Consider the following 22,323-nt stretch of genomic DNA (forward strand, 5'->3'; position numbering starts at 1 on the left):
AAGATGTGCCTCGTTTCATGGGGAATGAAACAATGGGGCATCTTCGCTGAAGCAGGATGCTTGATGGACTAAGGGGGAACATCATAATGCATGCTGTTCCAGCCGCGGGATACGAGTGGGGAAACTCGCTCATCACTTTTTTCTCGGGTGTGACAAGTTCAAAACGCGATAGGCTCGGGGAAGCCATTCGATCGCTACAGGTGTAACAAACGTTACAAAACTGCTTGAACTCGAATATGATGTTATCACGTCTATCCCGTGTCGACAAGTGTCGAATCTTCTGTTCACAAAATGTTCAAATTGTCAGAGGTATGTCCTCTAACATCGACCGGGCCGCAAATTGTCCTGAAAGCGTCACCATCGGGCTGCCGCCGCCCGGGTGGGTCGAGCCGCCTGCAAACCAGATGTTCGACACATCTTCCGAGCGAGACGAAGGTCGGAAGAACGCTCCTTTTTTCGAGTTGGCCGATGTCCCGTAAAGGGCACCGTAATACGCGTAAAAATCACGCGTCAAATCGAGCGGGGTGACACGGCGGTGGAAGACGACGTCGTGGTCTTCCCAATCGACACCGAATTTTCGAAGACATCGGCGAATCAAATGTTCATACGTCTCGGCATCGATGTCGGTCATATGGGCCGGCGCGTTGACGAGAATGAATAAGTTGTCGCCAGCTTCTCCCATCGATGGGTCCGTATGGGCCGAGTTCGAGATATAAATCGTCGGCTCATCCGCATACCGTTCCTCATCGAACAGCGCCCGGAACTCCGCTTCATAGTCGTCTGAGAAATAGACGTTATGGTGCGCCAAGTTCAATCGCTTGTTCAAGCCGACCATGATGACGAAAGCAGACACGGACGGTTCAATCGTATCGCGCGTCGGTACCGGGAACGAAGGCCGAGCGGAAGCATCGACGAGCCGTGGATATTGCGTGAGCAACTCTCCGTTCAACAAGACGGCGTCGCAAGACATGACTTCTTCGTGGTCGATGACGACCGCGTGCGCCTTCCCGTTCGTCACTTCGATTTTCGTGACCTCATGACCGAGCCGGAACTCGACGCCGAGTTCGCTTGCCCGTTTGGCGAAGCCTTTCGCGATCGTCCAGTTCCCGCCTTTGGCGAAATAGACGCCGTCACCCAGTTCCAGGTGCGAAATCAAGGCGAACGTGCCCGGTGTGACGTACGGACTGCTGCCGATATACGTCGCATAGCGGTCGAGCGCTTGGATGATGCGCGGATCTTTAAAATATTTTTTATGGAGCGCATGAAGGCTCTTGAGCGGATGTACTTTCATCATATCGGCCCAGAGCCCTGTATCGATTTTCGAGTCCATTCGCGTGAAGAAGCGGTTGTTGGCGATTTCGAACAGTTTCTCTGCTTCGTCTAAATACGCGGCCAATTGATTTTTATCGGCCTTGTCACCGGTCAGACGGCGGACCTCGCCTTCCATCTTTTCTCGGTCTGAATGGAACGTGAACGTTGAACCGTCAGAAAAGTGATTGACCGTATGCGATTCGAGTTTGACAAGTTCAAAATAATCATCCGGGTTAGCCCCGCTGTTGCGGATGACGGAACGGAACACGTCCGGCATCGTGATTGTATTCGGTCCGAAGTCAAAACGATGTCCATCAGTGACGATTGGCATGAGTTTTCCGCCGACGTGTTCATTCTTCTCAATGACAGTCACGTCGTAACCACGGGCGGCAAGGGTGACGGCGGCGCTCAAGCCGCCGAGCCCCGCTCCAATAATAGCGATCTGTTTCATGTTGTGCCTCCTAGCGAGATTATTGATACGTACGGCCTTTCCATGAAATCGGCTTTCGTCGCCACTTGCGTACGACCGCGCTCGACAAGAGCAACAAGTAGGCGATCAGACTGAACGGATGGAGCCAGAAGTGACGTCCTCCCGATTTGACGTCGACTGCGAGTCGAGCAAGTAAGACGAACACGCACGCCAAGAACGATACCCAATCCATGCGGACGAGGAAGGCGAGGAAAGCAGAGAGCTGGGTGCCGTAGTATAAGAGAAAATAAAGGGCGATGCCCACTGCTTCATTCATTCCCTTGAATACGTTTTTTGAAAACCCATTCCACACTTCTTCGTTCGTCGCATACATATCACATGTGATGTAAGGTGAAACGTTGACGAGTGAGGTAACTTTTTTTCGTCGTTTGAACTCGCGGCAGAGGTCGATGTCGTCGATTAACGAGTCGGGGATGGAGGCGTGTCCCCCGACGTCATTATAACTTTTTCGTTCAACGAGAACGTTCATCCCATTGGCCGCGGCAAAGGCAGGGTGCCGCACTTTGCGCCAAAACAACGGCAAATGCTGAGCGATCAGGACGTGTTGCATCGGAATCAACAATTTTCCGAGCCATGTCGGAGTCGGGAATTGTGGAAAACCAGACAAGAAGACCGCCTCTTCACGGGCGAGTGTGCCATGGAGTCGTCCGATGAACGTAGAATCGATTGTGACGTCAGCATCGAGGAACAATACGTACGGCTCGGTCGTCCGGCTCGCCAACTGGTGACACGCGTGGACTTTACCGGCCCACCCTTTAGGTAACGGCACACCACGGAAAATGGTGAAGCGGACATCATCAGCGATGGCTCGAACGAGTGCCTCGTATGTATCGTCCTCAGACCGGTCCTCGTATAAATAGACGCGACATTCATCCGGCAAGGCGGCCTTCAAACTCGTGATGAGTTTTGGCACGTTCCGTTCTTCGTTCCGAAGTGGAATGCACACCGCAGTCGGAGGAGCGGGAACGGGTGCGGTGAGCGGACGTAAAAATAGTAAATTGACGAGTGTGAACACGAACATAAGGAAAGTGAGCGATAAAATCACCATCAGCGGCCTCTTCCAATTTGGAGCAAGTGTTCCGTCCAATCCGCGAGGCTGCGCTTTGGCGGGAACAAGGCGATATAGCGGTCAGACTGCGTGATCACGTCGTCGCGCGTATCGTCATATAGGCGTTCGATTGCTTCGGCGAGCTCTTGTTTTTGAAGCCGTCTCGTCTCGGAGACGACCGTATGGTTGCGGAAGCGCACATAGACGAGCGGGGCGGCGTGCGACGCGAACGTGTAATAAATGGCGCACAGCCGGACTTCGGGCTGGCGGAGCAACATCGTCACACCTGAGCCAATCTCGAGCGGACGATGTTCTTGTGGATACTCGCGTCCTTGCGGGAATACCCAGACGGATTTGCCTGCGAGTAACAGCCGATTGGCGTAGTCGAGAGAAGCGCGCACATCCGACAGTTTGCCTTTTTTGATGGAAAACGCGCCCAAGTGACGGAAGAACGGAAAGCGGCGCAACCCGTCCTCATCCATCAAGACGTGAACGTCGTGGCGCAAGTAGTATTCGTTCAACATGAGCAAGATCATCCCGTCCCACCAAGAGCTGTGGGTGCTCAAAAACAATCCTGGTGTCGGCACATCATCGGCCCGGACGTAAATCGTATGGAAAAACGGACGGATTTGACGTTCTTTCACGAACGTCGAAAACAAGTTATTGAACCATTTCTTTTTGCTCGCTTCGATCATGTCGGCTCCTCCGTTCTAGCAAGATGAGGCCTGCTGCTGTCACGATGCTGAGTACACCGATGCCGTAGAGGCCAGCGTTGACGGCCGTGACGCCAAACAAGGCGTGAAGCATGACGAACAAATAACGTCCATGTCCGAGTAGCAACGGTTCCGCCTCGACTTCAAACCGGTCAAGCAACCAAGAGAAGATGAGCGACAGTCCGAACCAACCGACGAAGTTTTGCGTCGGGATGTCATAGTAGAGACCGTCATTGGCCCATTCCCAGTACCCTTTCACGTTCGCGGCGACCGGGTCGATTGCCATGTCGAGCCAAACAGCGAGGAACGGGACGAGCCAGAGCGTCCGGTTCTTGAATGAGAATAGGCGGGCGACGGCAAAACTGGCGCCGATGACGGCGAGCCAGGCCGCGCCGATCGTGACCGGTACACCGAACACGGTGGGACCGAACGCCTCGGCATAGATGTACTCACTGAACGGGAACCCGGTTTTCACACCGAGCGTCTCGACGGCGATCGAACCGAAAAAGATGAACGGGACGATCAGACGGGCGTGGCGGACACCGTCCGCAATCACCCAGCCGCCGATGAGACCGGCGAGCCACAAGAAGACAGGGTTCGCCCATTCGAGCCAACTCGGCAACAAATCAAAGCCGACAAGGACGACCCCGACGACATACCAAACCAAAAACCATTTCCAAATCCATGGATACACTTTCATTTCATCACCTCTACCCCCATTCTAGAGAGGTTTTTGGTTCCCGTCTAATAAATGCATGCAAAAAAAAGAGCCCCTCGAGAGGGACCCGTCAATTCGCCATCCGTTTCCGTTTCTTGACGAACGAGAAGGCAATGAACAAGACATAGAATGTGACGGCGATGAACCAAAATGATGGCCATTCTTTCCAGCGGGCGAAAATCATGTACGTCAAATAAATGAGACTGACCGTGATGATGAACGAGTGGCGCGGAAGCGGCACATCTTTAAAGCTCGGGATACGGACACGGCTGACCATGAGCAGAGCGAGACCCGTGAAGAAGATCGGGGTGAGGAGCTCGTTGATCTGGTCCCCGAACGTCGTCACGACGGCGAGGAGCCCGCCGGCCGCTGTAATCGGGACACCCGAGAAGTAACTGGCCGTGACGTTCGTCGCCGACAAGTTGAAGCGGGCCAAACGATAAGCACCGAATAACGGGAACAAGGCGGCGAAGAAGAGACCGTAGTTGCCGTAATCGATAAAGAACGTGTAGTAGGCGAGAAGTGCCGGGGCGACCCCGAACGTGACGACATCAGCGAGCGAGTCGAGTTCTTTTCCAAAATCACCGGCCACGCCGAGCATACGGGCTAGCCGTCCGTCTAGACTGTCAAGCATCATGGCGATGATAATCAATAACGTGGCATTCGAAAAGTCTCCTCGCGCGGCATAGACAATCGCCAAGACGCCGCAAAACAGGTTACCGAACGTAAATGAGTTAGGAATCCACGAGCGGATTCGTTCTTTCCACATAGGTGTTGCCTCCATCTTTTTATTGAGTGAACCAGCGACCGTCCGTGAACCGAAGCAAATCAGCCGGTGTGAGTTCGAGTTGGTAGCCGCGTTTGCCGGCCGAGATGATGATCGTATCTTTTTGTCTGGCGTTGTCATGAAGAAAAACAGGGAACCGTTTCTTCGCCCCAATCGGTGAAACACCGCCACGGATATAGCCGGTCAGCGCCTCGAGCTCTTTCATCGGGACGGGTGTGGCTTTTTTGGCACCCCAGGCTTTCGCGGCCGCCTTCAAATCGATATCTAACTCTCCTGAGATGAGGAAAAAGGCGTAGCGCCGCTCCTCGTTCTCGAGACAAATCGTTTTATACAGTTGGTCGAGCGGTTTACCGAGTGACACGGCGACATGTTTGGCGGAGACGTCGGACGCGTCCACTTCATAGGAGTGGTACGTGAACGGGATGTTCCGTTGTTTCAATTGTCTTGCGGCATTCGTCAGTTGCATCAGCCCCACCCTTTCGTTGAACGACTCTTTTAAGAATAGCAAATAGTGGTAGCGTCGGGCAATCGAACTCAGAAAGTTTTCATGACAAGAAGGAAACAGAATGGACGATATAGAAATGAATAGTGATTCATTTTAGTAAAGGGGGAATTGGGATGGAAACGATTCAACTAGAACGACATAACGGGGTCGGCTGGCTCAAATGGAACCGACCGGAGAAACTGAACGCGCTGAATGAGACGCTGCTCCGCGAGGCAAGGGAAGCAGTCGAGGGGCTCGTGGCAGACGAGACCGTCCAAGTCATCGTCCTTGTCGGGCAAGGACGTGCCTTCTCATCGGGACAGGATTTGACGATCGAGGGGGATGCCGACTATGGCCTCTATCTAGAGGAGGTCTACCATCCGCTCGTCCGGGCGCTCGAAGCTTGTCCGAAACCGGTCATCGCCGGGATTCACGGAGTCGTCGCGGGGGCGGGCTTGAGTCTAGCGCTCGCGGCGGACGTCCGTCTCGTCGCCAGGTCGACGAAGTTCAGTTCGGCCTTCATCAAGATTGGTCTCGTCGCAGATGCCGGGGGGCCGTATCATTTACGACGTCTGATGCGCCCAGACCTCGCGCTCGCTTGGATGTGGAGCGGGAGCACGATCGGCGCCGAACAGGCCGAGACGTTCGGTCTCGTCACCGAGCTCGTCGAGGATGAGGCGTACTTGGAGCGGTTGACGACATATGCCGAGACGCTCGCCGCCCAGTCACCGACGGCGGTACAGGGCATGAAGGCGTTGTTCCGAGCCAAGTCGTTCGAGGAAGAGCTCGAGCAAGAAATCATCTGGCAACGGAAATGTGGTCAGACGGACGTTCATCGGCAGGCGATGCAGGCGTTCCTAAATCGAATCAAAAAGAAGCGGTCATGGCGACCGCTTCTTTTTGATTCGGTGTACCCGGCATGGGCGTAATCTATTTGATGACTATGCATTCGGGGGATTGGATCCGTTCGTCCGGACGGTGTTCTTGGAACTGATGGAACATCCCGAGTGGATGCGTGTCGTCGACAGAGGACATTGCGTCGAAAAGGTCGTACGGTTTGATGAAGGACGGAACTCGCCTTATTTCCGTGTGGTGATCTATCTGGATGGAGAAGAGCGTCCGATCAAGATTGTGTATCTATATGGGACATGGGTGGTGGCGAATGGGGACGTCAGTTTCGTCGTCTCAGAGATACCCAAGGGTGTATTCGAATATGAAGTGATGCATGTCCATTGGCTCATCACGTATCGCTTCGAGGATTGGGGAGTCTTTGAGGACGGGGCATGGGAGAAGGAATGGTGATCCGGGCTCATGCGTGAGCGTCTAACGCCTTGTGGCGAAGTCGCTCATCGCACCGCTGCCCCCCTGACGGCCCGATAACAAGAGCTGCTGGCTCACCGCCGCATCTCTATGTTCCTGGATCTTTCTGACGGGAGGCACGGAGCGTAAGGACAACGTCAAAAGCACGAGCGTGGGCGCGTCTAACGCCACGCAAAAACACCATTTAAATTCTTTAAAGTACGCGTAGTAAAAAAAGAATTCTCTTCGGGATTGAAGTGAATTCTTTTGTTGAGAATATCTATTTTGCTGTTGAATAATCAGTCTATATTTACAAAAGATTCTAAATCAACAAATACGAATGCTTCTTCATAATTTTCATCATGAAGTTTAAATGCGTATCCAGAGTCCTTTTTTTGAATCAACTCTTCTACTTCCGCGACGTGTTCTTCTGAGACTTCAAATCGTTGTTGTATCCGATAAAAGTTAGCATAACGAGATTTTTCTCGCTCACTATTTGTTAACTCTTCCGCAGATACAGAAACAAACATAACCGGCTCAGGTACGTCCGAGACCTTTTCGAAAAGAGAAGTTGGAAGTTGAACACTCCAGTAAAACTGTTGCTCAGTAGAAGTGAATTTTGGACTTAGAATGTTATCTACTGAGAACGTTACGGTTGTGATCAATTCATTGTTTTCTACTTCTTTTTCGAAACTTATAAATGAAAATTGTTGAGCTACCATACTATCGATGTATTCATTAATAGATACATACTGTGTTGTACCTGAAACATCCTGGGTAGTTTGTTCAGTTTTCTCGTTAGACTTCTCCTTACCCAAAGAAGTACTCTTTGATGAATCGTTTTCGCTACATGATGCCAATACTAAAGCACTCGCTAAAACGTATAAAGCAACATACTTTTTCATATATCAGTATGCAAGATTCTGAGAGTAGCTGTAACGGCTGTAGTCTGCAGAAACGGCTTTTGATCTTGATACCAAACCATTAGAGTATGTGACTAATTTTCCTGTGGTATCAACACCGATGCTACCATAAACTAATTTACGCGTGGATTTTGGAGGAATATTAAAGGCGAATTTAGTTGATGTGGTGGTATCCGTCCCATAAGAAACCTCGGCTGTTACTTTTAGGCCATTTTGCAAAATTTTAAATTCTGTTTCACCTGTAAGAGTTCCAGTAGCAAATACACGACGAGAAACCTCATAGTTTACTGTGTCTACAAGAGACGATGTTTTTGTAGCAATATGCGTCCATTTAGGAAGCTTTACTAATGTATTAGTGAGTGTGGATTGATATACTGTTCCATCGTAAACTGGGGCATAAATAGGCACATCATTTTCTACTGCTGACACTGAATTAGGTACTCCTGATAAAATCGATGCGCTCAAAGCTAGTGAACCTAAGATTTTAATTGTTTTCGACTTAAACATTAAAAAAACCTCCAATATTTTTTGTGAAAAATCTGGTGAAAATAAAAAATCCTAAAAATCATTGTCTCCTTTACATTAAAAAATTGACTTTTGAACTAAGCTTTATTCAAAATATAGCATTTATTTACCATTTGAAATTTGGGATAATATGAGGTGGAGGAGATTAAATTGCATAAATATATCGGGAATATCATCCGATTTAATCGTATAAAAGCAAAGAAAACCCAACAAGAAGTCGCAACAGGGATATGTTCTATCTCACATTTAAGCAAAATCGAAAAAGGTGTGTACCTTCCTAATCAAGAGACATTACATCTGCTTCTCGAAAGAATTGGGAAAAAAATTGATTTTGAGAAAGACCAGCATCAAAGACTAGTAAAACTTATTGATGACTTTTATTACCATTGGTCTTACAGTGAAGTTAGTCAAATGAAATCGACTTTTGAAATGATGGAAAAGGAGGAGTCACATTACATAGTCAGTGATTATTTGAATCGATACCTATTGGCTCAACTGGCCTATGAATTAAACGAAAAAAATTATGAAAAGGCTGAATCTCTTTTATACAACCTTGATAATTTAGAGATAATGTCCAATGCCGACATGAGTAAATTTGTCGTTTTAAAAATGTCGTTCTTGAATAAGTATAAAGACTCTAAGAAAGCTGCAGAATACGCTGAATCAAATGAAGATCTCATAGTGAGTGACGACAAAGCAGAATATTTTTACCAGAAAGGTCTAATTTACAGCTATAACATCAGTCCATCACTTTCTTTAATTCATATGAATAAAGCCTATGAATCTTTTGGTAAAGGGACGAATTTCACTAGAATGATAACTTGTAAGTCGGTTATGGCAATTAATTACTCAAGATTGGGTTTAATGAAAGAAGCAGAAAAAGAGTATATTGAGTTGTTGCGTATGCTATCAAAATTTCGTAACGAGAATATGTTACACGAGACGCGGTATAACTATGGTATATTCTTGAAAAATGCAAAACGATATGAAGAGGCATTTGAAGTCTTTGAGAGTTGCGAAGAATATTTTTCGACTAAAAATGAACATCGATGTCTTTTGATTCTTGCTATGTGGGAAACCAAACTCCATTTAAACGATCTTCAAGAGGAAGAGATTTTAGAATTTACTTCATCTTTCGAGAATACTTCTTCAAAGTGTAAGCTTCATAAGAAATATTTGGTTTATGCCGATTTAATGATTCTAAAGAGTAAAAAAAATGAGAAAGAATATTATCGGTTACTTGAAACTAATTACTTAAGGTTAATCGAGAAAGAAAACTCTTATATTGAAATAAGAAAAAGATATTTGGAACTCTTAGATTATTATAAAAATAAAAATCATTCTAAATATCAGAAATTATTAGTAGCGTTTCATCAAAATGAAGAATCTATGGAGATGATCAGATGGTAAAAAAAATATTGATTATCATGACAATTATGACAGTTTTCAGTTTTTCACCAAGTATAGATGCAAAAGGTAGTGTTAGTAATGGGTCACAAAATCACCTTCCTGAAAAAATTGATCCTATTCATCCCACTAAATAAATATTTAAAAATCGTCCCTATGAAGGAGTGTGAACTGAACTCTGAATGATAGACACTTGATCAAAAGTGCGCATTCAGGTTTTTTTGCGTGCGGTCGAATCGATATAATGAACCTATTCATTCAGACGGGGGAACGCATCCATGAGTAAAATCATCTTCAACGAACATCAGATCAGTCAGCTCGAGTTAAACCCGAAGATGCAGGCGTTGATCGAGCATGTCAGGTTGAGAAAGCGGTCGGGAATGTATAAAGATGAATCTGATGGCAACTAAACGTTTCAGCACCAGATATGGCTGGCTGGCATTTATGGACAACATGGTCACCAAAATTAAGGGGTGGGAATCGCTCGTCCTCCTCGGCAGGTCTTCTTTGCTAGACCCGATTATTCATGTTACAATCAAGGTACATTAGAAGTGACACTTAAAGTGACGCTTTAAAAGGGGGCAATTCAATGATTATCGAACATCGCAATACGCTCACCCCTACAGATTTGAAGCGTAAGGATGGATTCACCCGTGTCAAAGTCGCGATCCAGAATGATCCTTCACAAGTCTTTGTGGTGAGAAGTCCTCGAGAAGAGGAAGAGATTGTTCTCATGTCTGTCGCAAACGCGGAACGTTTGATGGCCCTTGAGGAGCGGTTTAACAAATTCATCGATGCGTCCGTCTTCCATGAGTTCGAACGTCGTCAAGAGCTGGGATCCAAGTCTTACGTGTTAAAAGATGTCCCGGACGTCGATCTCGATGAAGATGATATCTATATGCCGATTGCCCTTCAAGAAGAGGAGGGCGACCTTCGATGATCGCCAAGGCACAGAAGTTCTGGTTCACATTCTTCGAGCAAATGAAAGTTCATTACGATGTAACAATCGAGGTCACCTCTTTCTCAGAAGGTGACCTCGATCATTTCTATCGTGAAAGACGCCATAAAGAGATTGCTGGCTATATCGAACGTCAAGTCCGTCAAGGCATCTTCGCGCCCCTAGATGGGACTGCAAATCCGATCCACGGGAAGTATTCGGATTATGTCTATATCAAGATACTTCGTGCCGGCATCCGAATCATCTATCTACCGAAGAAAGTCGACGGAGCCACTCTGATGGTCCTAGACACTATCGGCTATCGAGCGGGCGATGCGGTGTACAATGAATTTCAGAGAAGACGTCCCAATACATAAAAAAAACTGTTCTATCTATCCAGGAGCCCGACTCCTTCCCACTCTAATAGCCGTTTTGTTTTCTAACACAGTCAACGGTTCATGTGAACAAATGAGAAAAGACACTCTTCAATGGGAGGGCACTGAAAAACTTCAAATGATTTTGAACAGAGGAGCGTCGTCCCGTTTGGGATGACGCTCCTCTGTTTTCCTTCTCGATTTATGAAGTAGGCTTCGGTTCGAATTGGAACCCTTTTTGTTGCCACGTGCCGTATTTCCAACGACGGAAGGCGAAGAAACCGCGGAACCACTCGTCAAGCGAGAAGGCGAGCCAAATTCCGAGGACGCCAAGTCCCATCTGGAGGCCGAACAAATAACTGAAGACGACGGCGACGCCCCACATCGAGGCGATCCCGATCATGACCGGGAAGCGAACGTCACCGACCGATTTGAGCGAGCCCATCAAGACGATGTTCATGGCACGACCTGGCTCAAGAATGAGCGTCGCCCATAAAATCGGCACTCCGACGGCGATGATGTCTGGGTTCGATGTGAACAGGCCGAGCAGCGACTTGCCGAATACGGCGAGTCCGAGCGACGCGACGAGCGATGCGAACATGGCGAGCTTCAACGTCTTCACGGCACGAGTATACGCTTCTTTGAACCGTTTTCCGCCGATGTCACGAGCAATCAATAGCTGCGTCCCTTGGGCGACAGCGACCGTGAACAAGAAGGCCAGCATCGACAAGTTCATGACATATACCCGGGCGGCTAGGGAAGCCTCGCCCATCGTAGCGATGAAACCGGTGATGATGATTTGTGAGAACTGATATGACAAGTTCTCTCCGGCCGATGGGACGCCAATCTGTAACAAGGCACGAATGTCGTCGCGTTTCGGACGAATCAATTCTTTGAGCGGGAAGCGGAGCAAGAGCCGCTTCTTGACGATCCAAAATAACAAGACCATGGCCGAGAAGCGGGCGATGACGATGGCCCACGCGACACCGGCGACACCCGTGACCGGAAGACCGAACCAGCCCATGACAGCGAGCATCGCTCCGATGGCTGTGATGATATCGATCAGGAGCGTCGCGAGCATCGCATGCTTCGTCATCCCATGACTCCGGAGAACCGAACTGAGCGCCATGATGAGCGCTTCAGTGAACAGCGACAACCCGACGATTTGCAAGAACAACAAACCGTGGTCGAACAACTCATCGGATAAACCGAACAAGCGAAGGAACGTCTCGCCGAACAAAAAGACGACGGCGACCATGAGCACGCCGAGCCACATATTCAAGCTGACGGCAGAACGGGCGAAATCGCGGCTCTTCTTCATCCGGTTGGCACCGAGCGCTTGACCAATTAAAATGGTCGCTCCGACCGAGGTCACGCTGAAGACGATTAAGAAGACGTTCAAGATTTGGTTGGCGACGCCGACCGCGGAAGCGGCAGCATCGGAGTAATGGGCGAGCATGAGCGTGGCGATGATCCCGGTCCCCATATGAAGTGCGAGTTCGATGAAAATCGGCCACGAGATTTTAAATAAACTGAGCTGTTCGGTGTCTTTTGTCGGCATGTTGTATTCTCCCTTGTTTCTACAATTCTCTATATGAAATATTTACGTTGTCAAAATCACAAGGGTCATGTTACTCCTTTTGAAATGAAAAAGAAAGGGATTTGGCAAATTATTTTCAACAAAAAAAACACCCGCCGAAACGGGTGCAAAACGGAATTTATTTCATTTTTAAAATCGTGGCGCTGTACGGTGCGAGCTCGACTTCGAGCGAGTCTACATCATGGTCGCGCAGCAAATCGTAAGCGCTTCCGGTATGGCCGAGCGGATTAAGTTTTGATACGGAATCAGAGTTATTGAAGTATATCAAATACGTCTCATCTTTCGTACAACGCTCGATGATGAGGGCGTTATCCTCATCGTCGACGAGATTGAAACGATACGAGCCACCGTTCGCGAGCACCGGATGCTCTTTGCGGAGTCGAATCAATTTCTGCACGTAGCGGAACAGTTCGCGATCTTCTTCGGCTTCGTCCCACGGCATACAACGGCGGCAACCCGGATCTTGTTCGCCTTCGAGGCCGATCTCGTCCCCGTAATAGATGCATGGGCTTCCTGTGTACGTGAGCATCGACGTCATGAGCAACTTGAACTTCCCTTTATGCCCTTTTGCCCGAGTGAGGGCGCGCGGGGTGTCGTGCGAGTCGATCAAGTTGAACGTCACTTCGTTCACGTTCGTCGTGTTCATCATCTCGACGCGTGTCAACTCATTGCGAAACTCGGAAGCAGACGTCCGGTCGAGCGCGAAATAGTTGAGGCTCGCGTTCGTAAACGGATAGTTCATGACCGCATCGAACTGGTCACCCTTGAGCCATGGCTGGGCATCGTGCCAAATCTCACCGAGGATGTACGCATCCGGATTCGCTTGTTTGACCGTTTTACGGAAATCGCGCCAGAACGCGTGATCAACCTCGTTAGCCACGTCTAACCGCCACCCGTCGATGCCGAATTCTTCGACCCAGTAGCGGGCCACTTCTAATAGATAAGCTTTCAACGCCGGGTGCTCCGTATTGATCTTCGGCATGTTCTTCTCGAACGCGAACGTGTCGTAGTTCGGCTTCGGCGTCGTCTCAATCGGGAAGTCGCGAAGATAGAACCAGTCACGGTACTCTGACTGTGGTCCTTTTTCGACGACGTCTAAGAACCAAGGGTGGTTGTACCCGACATGGTTGAAGACGGCGTCGAGCATGACTTTGATACCGTTCTCGTGGAGAAGATCGACGAGTTGTTTGAACTGCTCCTTCGTCCCGAATTGTGGATCGATTTCCATATAATCGAGCGTATCATATTTATGGTTCGTCGTTGCCTTGAAGATCGGGCAAAAGTAAATGCCGGTGATGCCGAGGTCGACGATGTGGTCAATATGATCGATGATTCCTTGGAAGTCGCCGCCAAAGAAGTTGGTGACCGTCGGCTCGGTACTATTCCACGGCAACGTACCTTCGGGGTCGTTAGAAGGGTCACCGTTCGCGAACCGGTCCGGGAAGATTTGATACCAGACTGTGTCCTTCACCCACGATGGGGCGTGGAAGATGTCGACCGGGTTGATGAACGGGATGCAGAAATAGTAGCCCGTGTCGTCGAGCGGTTTATCTTCGAACCAACCTTTTTCCGTATAGACGGCCGTCTCATTGCCGTCATGGAGCCGGAAGCCGTAACGGAGGCGGCGGAATGGCGGTTTGATGGCGATGAACCAATAGTCGTATTGATCATCATGGCCGATTTTTTCCATCGGTGTCTCGAACGTGCGCCAAAAGCTCGGCTTGTCCGGGTCGAAATTCCACATGGCTGGGTCTTCCGAGTGCCAGTCGTACGGGTCGTTCCAAATTAAGTCAACAGATTGGATATCATTTCTTTTCGTATGGAAGCGAATATGTATCGTTTCTCGGTCATACTTGTACACGAAAGGTGACATGGCGCGGTGGTAGATGGCTTCTTTGATCATGGGTTTGAATTCCTTTCTCTATTAAGAGTTATAACCATTTTACACTGTCTGTTCAGAAAAGAAACAATAGTTGTGAAAACGTTTGCTCAAGCAAAGGGTAATAAAGCGTTTACATTTTGTCAATCGTTCGATTCCTCATTTTATAAGAAAAACACCTAGAAAAACTTCAAAAAGAGATAAATGGGACAACAGCAGGAAAAATTCCTAAAAAAAAGTCTTGTAAAACGCTTACACAACTGTATAATAAAAATTGAGGTGAGGATGCAAACGTTTTCACTAACCTACTGATTCTGTAGCGGAGTTGTTTAAAATCAGTAGGTCGGTGCGATTTCGCAAATCTGACCATACTATTCCTTGGGGAGGTTTTTCATCATGAAGATGAAAAAAATGGTAGCAGGACTTTCAACAGCAGTATTCGCTTTCGGTGCACTTGCTGCATGTGGTGGCGGTACGGACAACAGTTCTACTAACGAAGGCGGTTCTACTAACGAGAACAAGCCAGAAAAAATCGTAATTTGGGAAGATATTGAAAAGTCGGAAACGACGAAAGAAGTTGCGAAGGCGTTTGAAGAAGAACACGGTGTCGCAGTTGAAGTCGTTGAAGTCCAAATGACGGATCAAAAAGACAAGTTGGCGCTTGATGGCCCAGCTGGTAAAGGTCCGGATATCGTTCTCGTACCACACGACCAAATCGGAACGATCGCTGACCAAGGTCACTTGGCTCCACTTACTGACGAAGGCGCTCTTGACGCGTTCACTGACGCTTCGAAATCGGCTGTCATGTTCGACGGACAAGCTTACGGCTACCCGAAATCAGTTGAAACACCAGTCCTCATGTATAACAAGGATTTGGTATCAGAAGCTCCTGCTTCAATGGACGACTTGTACAAGCTGTCTACAGATCTTAAAGACAAAGGCGAGTACGGCTTCCTCGGTCTTTGGGATAACTTCTACTTCGCACACGGTGTAGTGGCTGGCTTCGGCGGTTACGTCTTCAAAGAAGACGGCGGCGCGCTCGACCCATCAGACATCGGTTTGAACAACGAAGGCGCAGTTGAAGGCTTCGACTACATCGGCAAATGGTACCAAGAAGGTCTCTTCCCTAAAGGGTTGATCGGCGAGTCTGGCGGCCAAGCGATGGACCAACTCTTCACTGAGCAGAAAGCACACACAGTCATGAACGGACCATGGGCCGTAGCTGGTTACCAAGATGCTGGCGTCAACCTTGGAGCGTCTGCATTGCCGACACTTCCAAACGGTGAGCCAATCAAGACATTCATGGGCGTGAAGACATACGCACTTTCTGCTTACACAGAAAACCAAGAGTGGGCTGAAATGTTCCTCGCAGAACTTACAAACGAAGAGAACGCATTGAAAATGTTCGAAGCGTACAACGAGATTCCACCAGTAGCAGCACTCGAGTCGAACGAGACAATCACGTCGAACGAAGTTGCGAAAGCGGTATTCGATCAAGCAACGAACGCAATCCCAATGCCTAACATTCCTGAAATGGGACAAGTTTGGGAGCCAATGGCACAAGCGCTTCAGCTCGTAGCGACTGGCAAGCAAGATGGACAAAAATCAGCTGACGATGCTGTTAAAGTCATCGAGCAACAAATCCAAGCAAACAACCAATAAGGATATGAAATGATGGGGTACGCCGACTGGCGTTCCCCCTCATTTTCTAGAATTGAGCAAACGCTTGCTCGATTGATTTGCTCAAATTGAAAGGAGAAATTGAGGATGGCTTCAATCGCGAACCCTAAAACGCCGGAACAACGTCCGGAAAAACCGACCAATCATGCTCGGAACGCCGCATTACTTTCGATCATTCCGGGAGCCGGTCAATTCTATAACAATCAAAAAGCGAAAGCGATCGCTTTCTTTATCGTCATCATGTCTTATTTTGCAGTAAACTACGATCTCTTTTTCAAAGGAGCGGGCGCAGGACCTGGCGACCGTGGTGGCCTTTGGGGATTGATCACGCTTGGCGAAGTGGCAGGACCTCGTAACGACCACTCCATCTTCTTGATGGTAGAAGGGATTGTCGCATTAATCTTACTTTTCTTCGGAATCGCGTTCTACATCTGGAACATTCGTGACGCCTACCGAGTCGGTCGCATTCGTGATCAGCACCTAAACGTCCCAACGTTCCAAGTGCAACTCCGCAACTTGCGCGACCATGGATTCCCATACTTGATGTTGATCCCGTCGCTCATCTTGCTCGTTTTCACAGTCGTATTACCACTCATTTTCACATTCTTGATCGCGTTCACGAACTATCGTTACAACAACGCGCCACCGGCAAAACTTGTCGAGTGGATTGGGTTTGAGAACTTCACACGAATTTTTGAAATCGACATTTGGCGCGACACATTCGTCGGCGTTCTCGGTTGGACACTCGTCTGGACGGTCGCTTCGACGGTCGGTGTCATCGCGATCGGGATTTTCCTCGCGGTCCTCTTGAACCAAGAAGGCCTTCGCTTCCGCCGCTTGTTCCGCTCGATTTTGATTTTGTCATGGGCCGTTCCAGCGTTCATCACAATCTTGATTTTCCGTTCGATGTTCAACGAATCGTTCGGTGTGTTCAACACGACGATCCTTCCAGCGTTCGGACTTGATCCGATCAACTGGATGACCGATCCGACGGCGACACGCAGCGCGCTCATCTTGATTCAATGGTGGCTCGGCTTCCCGTTCATCATGACGCTCATGACTGGGGTATTGCAATCGATCCCTGGCGACTTATATGAAGCGGCGACGATTGACGGTGCGACCATCTTTGACAAGTTCCGCTTGATTACGTTACCGATGCTCTTGTTCGCAACAGCACCGATTCTCATCACGCAGTTCACGTTCAACTTCAACAACTTCAACATCATCTATCTCTTTAACGGCGGTGGACCGGCTGTACCGGGACAAACTGCCGGTGGTACCGATATCTTGATTTCATGGATTTACAAATTGTCTCTCGGAGCCAACCCGCAATACGGACTTGCGGCTGCGATCACGCTCATTTTGTCATTCTTCATCATGACACTTGCCGTCATCCAGTTCCGTCGGACAAAATCTTTCAAAGACGAGGATATGATTTGATATGAAAAAACAAAAACGAATCAATTTGGCGTTCTCTTATGTCATCTTGACGCTTGCGTCGATCATCATTCTCTATCCAATGCTTTGGGTGGTAGGGACGTCATTCAACCCGGGTCGTACCATCACGTCAAAAATCATTCCAGAAAATCCGACGTTCATTCACTATAAAAACTTGTTTGATCTAACGATTTCGGATTATAGTTTATGGTATGTGAACACGTTGAAAATCGCTTTCATTACGATGGCGCTCGCTGTCATCTTGGTGACGATCACTGGTTATGTGTTCTCGCGCTATCGTTTCGTCGGACGGAAGAACTCGCTCGTCTTGTTCCTCGTCTTGCAAATGGTGCCGCAATTCGTCGCCATCATCGCCATCTACGTATTGCTCAACATGCTCGGTCTTCTCGACACGCACACAGCGCTCATTCTGCTGTATGCCGGTGGCGCGATTCCGATGAATACGTACTTGGCAAAAGGTTATTTCGATACGATTCCGAAAGAGCTCGATGAAGCCGCTCGGATGGATGGTGCCGGTCACCTTCGTATCTTCTGGCAAATCATTTTGCCGCTCGCGAAGCCAATCGTCGCAACGATCGCCCTCTTCAACTTCATGGGCCCGTTCAACGACTTTATCTTGGCATCGCTCGTCCTTCGGACACCAGAGAAACAGACGCTCGCGGTTGGTCTTTACAACATGATTTCTCGACAGTTCGACAACAACTTCACGTTGTTCGCGGCAGGCGCCGTCCTTTCGGCCCTCCCAATCGTTCTCTTGTTCTTCATGTTCCAACGCTACTTCGTCTCGGGTCTCACTGCCGGTGGTACGAAAGGATAATACTCACTTAAGGGGGAAGCGATATGAGGCGAGGCGTCGTGCTCGTTCTTCTGTCGCTTCTTTTGTTTCCAACAGTCGTCGGAGCGAAAGAAGCAGCATCGTGGGAACAGGAACGCATGTACTTTATCATGGTCGATCGGTTCGTTGACGGGAATCCGGACAACAATGACCAGGTCGATCAGAATGACCCGAAAGCCTTTCATGGGGGCGATATCCGAGGCGTGATTGAAAAACTTGATTACATCGAGTCGCTCGGATTCACGTCCATCTGGTTGACGCCGGTGTTTGAAAACATGCCGGACGGTTACCATGGCTATTGGATTAAAGATTTTTATGACATCGATCCCCAATTCGGGACGAAAGAAGATTTGCAGGAACTCGTCGATGAGGCGCATAAGCGGGATATGAAAGTCATCCTCGACTTTGTCGTCAACCACGTCGGGCCGAACCATCCGTGGGTCGAAGAAAAACCAGACTGGTTCCATGACGAGCTACCGATTGTGCTGTGGAACGATCAAGAACAAGTCGAGACGCACTGGCTGTTCGATTTGCCCGACTTTAAGACCGAAGACCCGGAAGTGAAAGACTACTTGCTCGAGGCGGCCACGTATTGGATCGAAGAGACCGGGATCGACGGCTATCGTCTCGATACGGTGCGCCACGTCGATAAGCCGTTTTGGGAAGATTTCGTCAAAGCGGTCCGTGAAGTCGATCCAGATTTTTATCTCTTGGCCGAAGTGTTCGATCCGGACCCGCAGTATGTCGCCGAGTATGATGACTTAGGCTTCAACAGCATCACCAATTTCACGTTTTATGACCGCGTCTCGAAGACGATGACGCAAAAGACGGCGAACGTCGACGAAATCGACGTGGCCGCAAGTTACGCCGAGACGTTCTTTAATGATCCGAACCAAATGGCGACCTTCCTCGATAACCATGACGTCGAACGTTTCATGCACGTCGCGGAACTAGGTGGTGCCGAGTCGGCCGAACGCAGGCTCCGCCTCGGATTGTTCGCCCTTTACGCGTCACCGGGGATGCCAATCGTCTTCCAAGGAACGGAGAACGCACAAAAGGGCGGGGCTGATCCCGCGAACCGAGTCATGACCGATTTTCCTGGGAATGAAGAGCTCCATGAATACGTTGCGACGATGAACCGGATGCGCGCCGAATACCCGGTGTTTGCGACCGGTGAACAACGGATGATCGCTTCGAAAGACGGCATGGCCGTGTTTGAACGTCGTGACGGCGAAGATGTCGCGCTGTACGCCATCAATATGAACGCCGAGGACAGAGAGATTGAATTCGAGGTAAGCGAGGTCGGAGAAGATACACGGCTTCGTGGTCTCTTGTTCTCACAACTTGTCACGGACAGCCGTGGCAAGTTCACCATCAAACTCGCAGGAGAAAGTGCGAACGCCTACATCGTTGAAGAATCGGAAGTGAACATGTGGACGATCGGTCTACTCGTGGTCGCCATCCCGATTTTCTTGACTGGATTGGTCATGTGGAAGCGTCGCAAGAGCGCAGCTGAGGATACCCTGTGATAGGGAACTTTGAACTAACGGAAGCAAAGGGGAGCATCATGCAAATCACGATTAAAGATGTCGCCAAACACGCCAATGTCGCACCGTCGACCGTGTCTCGCGTCATCGCCAACAGTCCGCGTATCAGTCAAAAAACAAAAGAGCGTGTACGCAGTTCGATGGAAGAACTCGGGTACCATCCGAACATTCACGCCCGAAGCCTTGCCAACCGCTCGACGCAGTCGATTGGTCTCGTCATGCCGAGCGCGGCGACGAAGACGCTGCAAAATCCATTTTTCCCGGAAGTGTTACGCGGGATCAGTACGAAAGCGCATCAAAATGGCTACTCGCTCTATATGACAACGGGTGTGACCGAAGAAGAAGTATTGTCCGGGGTCATCGAGATGGTGCAAGGACGTCGCGTTGACGGCGTCATCGTCTTGTATTCACGAGAAGACGACAAGGTCGTTCAATACTTACGTCAGACGAAATTCCCGTTCGTCGTCGTCGGGAAGCCGTTCGGGGATGCCTCGTCAATCACGTACGTCGACACGGACAACTATTTGGCCGGACGAGAAGTGACGAAACATCTATACAATCTTGGCCATCGCTGCATCGCCTTCATCGGAGGCTCGGATAAACTGGCGGTCACGCAAGACCGGCGCAACGGGTATGCGACGGCGCTCATGGAAGCAGGGATCCCGGTTCGCGAAGACTATATCGCCCGGGCCGAGTTCATGACGAAAGGCGGCGCCAAAGCCGTGCGCGAGTTGCTCCAACTAGAGGAACCACCGACAGCCGTCGTCGTCAGTGACGATATGATGGCGCTCGGTGTCATCAGCACGCTCAGTGAGATGGGCCTTAAGATACCTGAGGATGTCGCCGTCGTCAGTTTCAACAACGTCTACATCGCGGAACACTCGAACCCGCCGCTCACCTCGGTCGAAATCAACATTTTCGGCCTTGGTTTCGAGGCGACGAACTGTTTGATTGAACAGATCGGTGATAGCGCGCCACCTTACGGGAAACGCGTCATCGTGCCGCACTATTTGGTCGTCCGCCAGTCGTGCGGTCAGAAAAAGAAGACTGAAATCGTTGAATGAGTGCAAACCTTCCGTATCATGCGGAAGGTTTTTTTTGTGGAAAATCTCAATGCATATACTCAATGCATATAGTAGAAGCGAAAGCAATCGGTCAAAAGTCATGACGTTACAAACAGATTACAATTATGAAAGAAATGCATGAAACGGAGTTGCAAGGGAATATCTACATTACCGGCCGAATGGCAGATCATTACGAATCCGCCTAGCCAATAACCAAAAAATACAGAATGTGAAAGGGAGATACAATCATGGATAACAAACGTTATGTAGGCACTTACTATCAGGAGTCAGAGCTCGTGGCAAAAATTGATCAACTTCGTGCCGAGGGGCATCGCGAAGACGATTTGTACGTCGTTGTGAAAGATAAATCGAACCTTTCGATGGTTCGGGGCGAAACGGATGCAGAAGTAAAAGAAACGAAAGCGTCATGGCTTGATCGCTTCTTTGGAGTCGCGGACGGAGAAGACGAAGTTCGACATACGTTCGATAAACTCGGTTTCTCAGAAGAAGAGACAGCACGTCACCGTCAAGACATCGAGAACGGTGGATTCGTCCTCTTGTTGGACTCGAACGACGGCATCTTAGATGACGGTCGTAACTCGACGTTCGAAGGTGGCCGCACATCAGCTGGCTACGGTTCAGAAGGCAACGAAGCAGGCAACATGACCGCACGTGACGTCGGGATGACAGGAGCTTCAAGCACTGGTATTCCATCGGAACGATTCAACGATATGGATGAAGACATTCGTAACCGCACGGATTTGACGGATGAGCAAAAGCTCGAATTGCATGAAGAGCGTCTCCAAGTGAACAAAGAGCGTGTTCAAACAGGAGAGGTTCGCGTCGAGAAAGATGTCGTCGAACACGAAGAACGTGTCGATGTCGAAGTCGAGCGCGACGAAGTCTACGTCGAACGCCGTCGCGTTGATGGGGACCGTGAAGCGACAGGACATTCATTCGATGCGACAACGGACCGCGATGAGATTCGCGTGCCGGTCACGGAAGAGCGCGTCGATGTGACGAAGAAAGATGTCGTCGCCGAAGAAATCGTCGTCGGCAAAGAGAAAGTGAAAGATACAGAAACGGTACGTGAGACGTTACGTAAAGAAGAGGCGCACGTCGAAGGGGAAGACGACCTTCGCCACCGTGATCATGACCGCGACCATACACGTCGTGATGAGCGCGACCGCTTCTAATCTGATTGACTAAGTACCTCGACAAGGATGGCTCTCTCTGAGGGACCA

General features: G+C 49.3%; 22 protein-coding genes. 12 read left to right on the forward strand and 10 right to left on the reverse strand.

The annotated features are described in order from the left end of the window. Positions 1 to 295 precede the first annotated feature (295 nt). The 6 genes from KNP74_RS04850 to ybaK all read right to left on the reverse strand — a co-directional run bounded on the left by KNP74_RS04850 (position 296) and on the right by ybaK (position 5,533). Complete coding sequence (locus tag KNP74_RS04850; RefSeq protein WP_214763660.1) at positions 296 to 1,762, reverse strand: phytoene desaturase family protein; 1,467 nt, start codon at positions 1,760 to 1,762, stop codon at positions 296 to 298. 19 nt (positions 1,763 to 1,781) lie between these two features. Continuing rightward, positions 1,782 to 2,849: a glycosyltransferase family 2 protein gene (locus KNP74_RS04855; RefSeq protein ID WP_214763661.1), complete on the reverse strand. Its 1,068-nt coding sequence runs from the start codon at positions 2,847 to 2,849 to the stop codon at positions 1,782 to 1,784. Further along, a complete protein-coding gene (locus KNP74_RS04860; protein ID WP_114166384.1) occupies positions 2,849 to 3,544 on the reverse strand; it encodes a lysophospholipid acyltransferase family protein in 696 nt (231 codons plus the stop codon). The genes KNP74_RS04855 and KNP74_RS04860 overlap by 1 nt, the downstream gene beginning before the upstream one ends. Further along, entirely contained in the window at positions 3,510 to 4,262 is a 753-nt protein-coding gene (locus KNP74_RS04865) for a carotenoid biosynthesis protein (RefSeq protein ID WP_214763663.1), read from the reverse strand. The genes KNP74_RS04860 and KNP74_RS04865 overlap by 35 nt, the downstream gene beginning before the upstream one ends. Positions 4,263 to 4,350: 88 nt before the next feature. Then, positions 4,351 to 5,049 (reverse strand): CDP-diacylglycerol--serine O-phosphatidyltransferase, encoded by a 699-nt coding sequence (gene pssA, locus KNP74_RS04870; protein WP_021066674.1) that lies wholly within the window; start codon positions 5,047 to 5,049, stop codon positions 4,351 to 4,353. A 19-nt stretch (positions 5,050 to 5,068) separates the two neighbouring features. After that, on the reverse strand, positions 5,069 to 5,533 hold the full coding sequence (ybaK, locus tag KNP74_RS04875) for a Cys-tRNA(Pro) deacylase (protein ID WP_214763665.1): 465 nt from the start codon (positions 5,531 to 5,533) through the stop codon (positions 5,069 to 5,071). Positions 5,534 to 5,685: 152 nt separating this feature from the next. On the opposite strand from ybaK, the gene KNP74_RS04880 reads away from it, so the two are divergent. Continuing rightward, positions 5,686 to 6,480: an enoyl-CoA hydratase/isomerase family protein gene (locus tag KNP74_RS04880; protein ID WP_214763667.1), complete on the forward strand. Its 795-nt coding sequence runs from the start codon at positions 5,686 to 5,688 to the stop codon at positions 6,478 to 6,480. A 28-nt stretch (positions 6,481 to 6,508) separates the two neighbouring features. Continuing rightward, on the forward strand, positions 6,509 to 6,853 hold the full coding sequence (locus tag KNP74_RS04885; RefSeq protein ID WP_214763668.1) for a hypothetical protein: 345 nt from the start codon (positions 6,509 to 6,511) through the stop codon (positions 6,851 to 6,853). A gap of 296 nt (positions 6,854 to 7,149) precedes the next feature. Here KNP74_RS04885 and KNP74_RS04890 read toward each other — a convergent pair whose 3' ends face one another. Together KNP74_RS04890 and KNP74_RS04895 are read right to left on the reverse strand one after the other, a co-directional pair. Next, a complete protein-coding gene (locus tag KNP74_RS04890) occupies positions 7,150 to 7,755 on the reverse strand; it encodes a hypothetical protein (RefSeq protein ID WP_214763669.1) in 606 nt (201 codons plus the stop codon). A gap of 3 nt (positions 7,756 to 7,758) precedes the next feature. Next, positions 7,759 to 8,280: a hypothetical protein gene (locus tag KNP74_RS04895; protein WP_214763671.1), complete on the reverse strand. Its 522-nt coding sequence runs from the start codon at positions 8,278 to 8,280 to the stop codon at positions 7,759 to 7,761. A gap of 168 nt (positions 8,281 to 8,448) precedes the next feature. Here KNP74_RS04895 and KNP74_RS04900 point away from each other — a divergent pair, with 168 nt between their 5' ends. The 4 genes from KNP74_RS04900 to KNP74_RS04910 all read left to right on the forward strand — a co-directional run bounded on the left by KNP74_RS04900 (position 8,449) and on the right by KNP74_RS04910 (position 11,019). Continuing rightward, a complete protein-coding gene (locus KNP74_RS04900) occupies positions 8,449 to 9,708 on the forward strand; it encodes a helix-turn-helix domain-containing protein (protein WP_214763673.1) in 1,260 nt (419 codons plus the stop codon). 275 nt (positions 9,709 to 9,983) lie between these two features. Then, positions 9,984 to 10,115, forward strand: coding sequence for a hypothetical protein (locus KNP74_RS15025; protein WP_256441338.1), 132 nt, complete (start codon positions 9,984 to 9,986; stop codon positions 10,113 to 10,115). 179 nt (positions 10,116 to 10,294) lie between these two features. After that, on the forward strand, positions 10,295 to 10,645 hold the full coding sequence (locus tag KNP74_RS04905) for a hypothetical protein (protein WP_214763675.1): 351 nt from the start codon (positions 10,295 to 10,297) through the stop codon (positions 10,643 to 10,645). Continuing rightward, entirely contained in the window at positions 10,642 to 11,019 is a 378-nt protein-coding gene (locus tag KNP74_RS04910; protein WP_214763678.1) for a hypothetical protein, read from the forward strand. Before KNP74_RS04905 ends, KNP74_RS04910 begins: the two co-directional genes overlap by 4 nt. Before the next feature lie 199 nt (positions 11,020 to 11,218). On the opposite strand, the gene KNP74_RS04915 is transcribed toward KNP74_RS04910, so the two are convergent. Together KNP74_RS04915 and KNP74_RS04920 are read right to left on the reverse strand one after the other, a co-directional pair. Then, positions 11,219 to 12,577 (reverse strand): MATE family efflux transporter, encoded by a 1,359-nt coding sequence (locus KNP74_RS04915; protein ID WP_214763681.1) that lies wholly within the window; start codon positions 12,575 to 12,577, stop codon positions 11,219 to 11,221. Positions 12,578 to 12,734: 157 nt separating this feature from the next. After that, positions 12,735 to 14,519: a glycoside hydrolase family 13 protein gene (locus KNP74_RS04920; protein ID WP_214763688.1), complete on the reverse strand. Its 1,785-nt coding sequence runs from the start codon at positions 14,517 to 14,519 to the stop codon at positions 12,735 to 12,737. 372 nt (positions 14,520 to 14,891) lie between these two features. On the opposite strand from KNP74_RS04920, the gene KNP74_RS04925 reads away from it, so the two are divergent. The 6 genes from KNP74_RS04925 to KNP74_RS04950 all read left to right on the forward strand — a co-directional run bounded on the left by KNP74_RS04925 (position 14,892) and on the right by KNP74_RS04950 (position 22,275). Beyond that, positions 14,892 to 16,157: an extracellular solute-binding protein gene (locus KNP74_RS04925; protein ID WP_214763690.1), complete on the forward strand. Its 1,266-nt coding sequence runs from the start codon at positions 14,892 to 14,894 to the stop codon at positions 16,155 to 16,157. A gap of 105 nt (positions 16,158 to 16,262) precedes the next feature. Next, positions 16,263 to 17,615 (forward strand): carbohydrate ABC transporter permease, encoded by a 1,353-nt coding sequence (locus KNP74_RS04930; RefSeq protein WP_052090084.1) that lies wholly within the window; start codon positions 16,263 to 16,265, stop codon positions 17,613 to 17,615. A 1-nt stretch (position 17,616) separates the two neighbouring features. Next, positions 17,617 to 18,450, forward strand: a complete 834-nt coding sequence (locus KNP74_RS04935; RefSeq protein WP_034776607.1) for a sugar ABC transporter permease — start codon at positions 17,617 to 17,619, stop codon at positions 18,448 to 18,450. Positions 18,451 to 18,473: 23 nt separating this feature from the next. Then, the gene (locus tag KNP74_RS04940; protein WP_214763691.1) at positions 18,474 to 19,997 is read left to right on the forward strand and encodes an alpha-amylase family glycosyl hydrolase; all 1,524 of its coding nucleotides are present in this window, start codon (positions 18,474 to 18,476) and stop codon (positions 19,995 to 19,997) included. A 38-nt stretch (positions 19,998 to 20,035) separates the two neighbouring features. Then, entirely contained in the window at positions 20,036 to 21,079 is a 1,044-nt protein-coding gene (locus tag KNP74_RS04945; RefSeq protein WP_021066665.1) for a LacI family DNA-binding transcriptional regulator, read from the forward strand. 248 nt (positions 21,080 to 21,327) lie between these two features. Beyond that, entirely contained in the window at positions 21,328 to 22,275 is a 948-nt protein-coding gene (locus tag KNP74_RS04950; RefSeq protein ID WP_214763692.1) for a YsnF/AvaK domain-containing protein, read from the forward strand. Positions 22,276 to 22,323: the final 48 nt, after the last annotated feature.

The organism is Exiguobacterium sp. s141 (assembly GCF_018618085.1).
Lineage (GTDB): Bacteria > Bacillota > Bacilli > Exiguobacteriales > Exiguobacteriaceae > Exiguobacterium > Exiguobacterium mexicanum_A.

Excerpts from the sequence above, each read along its gene's own strand:
- KNP74_RS04850 (WP_214763660.1), bottom strand. The coding sequence starts at position 1,762 with ATGAAACAGATCGCTATTATTGGAGCGGGGCTCGGCGGCTTGAGCGCC.
- KNP74_RS04855 (WP_214763661.1), bottom strand. The coding sequence starts at position 2,849 with ATGGTGATTTTATCGCTCACTTTCCTTATGTTCGTGTTCACACTCGTC.
- KNP74_RS04860 (WP_114166384.1), bottom strand. The coding sequence starts at position 3,544 with ATGATCGAAGCGAGCAAAAAGAAATGGTTCAATAACTTGTTTTCGACG.
- KNP74_RS04865 (WP_214763663.1), bottom strand. The coding sequence starts at position 4,262 with ATGAAAGTGTATCCATGGATTTGGAAATGGTTTTTGGTTTGGTATGTC.
- pssA (WP_021066674.1), bottom strand. The coding sequence starts at position 5,049 with ATGTGGAAAGAACGAATCCGCTCGTGGATTCCTAACTCATTTACGTTC.
- ybaK (WP_214763665.1), bottom strand. The coding sequence starts at position 5,533 with ATGCAACTGACGAATGCCGCAAGACAATTGAAACAACGGAACATCCCG.
- KNP74_RS04880 (WP_214763667.1), top strand. The coding sequence starts at position 5,686 with ATGGAAACGATTCAACTAGAACGACATAACGGGGTCGGCTGGCTCAAA.
- KNP74_RS04890 (WP_214763669.1), bottom strand. The coding sequence starts at position 7,755 with ATGAAAAAGTATGTTGCTTTATACGTTTTAGCGAGTGCTTTAGTATTG.
- KNP74_RS04895 (WP_214763671.1), bottom strand. The coding sequence starts at position 8,280 with ATGTTTAAGTCGAAAACAATTAAAATCTTAGGTTCACTAGCTTTGAGC.
- KNP74_RS15025 (WP_256441338.1), top strand. The coding sequence starts at position 9,984 with ATGAGTAAAATCATCTTCAACGAACATCAGATCAGTCAGCTCGAGTTA.
- KNP74_RS04905 (WP_214763675.1), top strand. The coding sequence starts at position 10,295 with ATGATTATCGAACATCGCAATACGCTCACCCCTACAGATTTGAAGCGT.
- KNP74_RS04910 (WP_214763678.1), top strand. The coding sequence starts at position 10,642 with ATGATCGCCAAGGCACAGAAGTTCTGGTTCACATTCTTCGAGCAAATG.
- KNP74_RS04915 (WP_214763681.1), bottom strand. The coding sequence starts at position 12,577 with ATGCCGACAAAAGACACCGAACAGCTCAGTTTATTTAAAATCTCGTGG.
- KNP74_RS04920 (WP_214763688.1), bottom strand. The coding sequence starts at position 14,519 with ATGATCAAAGAAGCCATCTACCACCGCGCCATGTCACCTTTCGTGTAC.
- KNP74_RS04925 (WP_214763690.1), top strand. The coding sequence starts at position 14,892 with ATGAAGATGAAAAAAATGGTAGCAGGACTTTCAACAGCAGTATTCGCT.
- KNP74_RS04930 (WP_052090084.1), top strand. The coding sequence starts at position 16,263 with ATGGCTTCAATCGCGAACCCTAAAACGCCGGAACAACGTCCGGAAAAA.
- KNP74_RS04935 (WP_034776607.1), top strand. The coding sequence starts at position 17,617 with ATGAAAAAACAAAAACGAATCAATTTGGCGTTCTCTTATGTCATCTTG.
- KNP74_RS04940 (WP_214763691.1), top strand. The coding sequence starts at position 18,474 with ATGAGGCGAGGCGTCGTGCTCGTTCTTCTGTCGCTTCTTTTGTTTCCA.
- KNP74_RS04945 (WP_021066665.1), top strand. The coding sequence starts at position 20,036 with ATGCAAATCACGATTAAAGATGTCGCCAAACACGCCAATGTCGCACCG.
- KNP74_RS04950 (WP_214763692.1), top strand. The coding sequence starts at position 21,328 with ATGGATAACAAACGTTATGTAGGCACTTACTATCAGGAGTCAGAGCTC.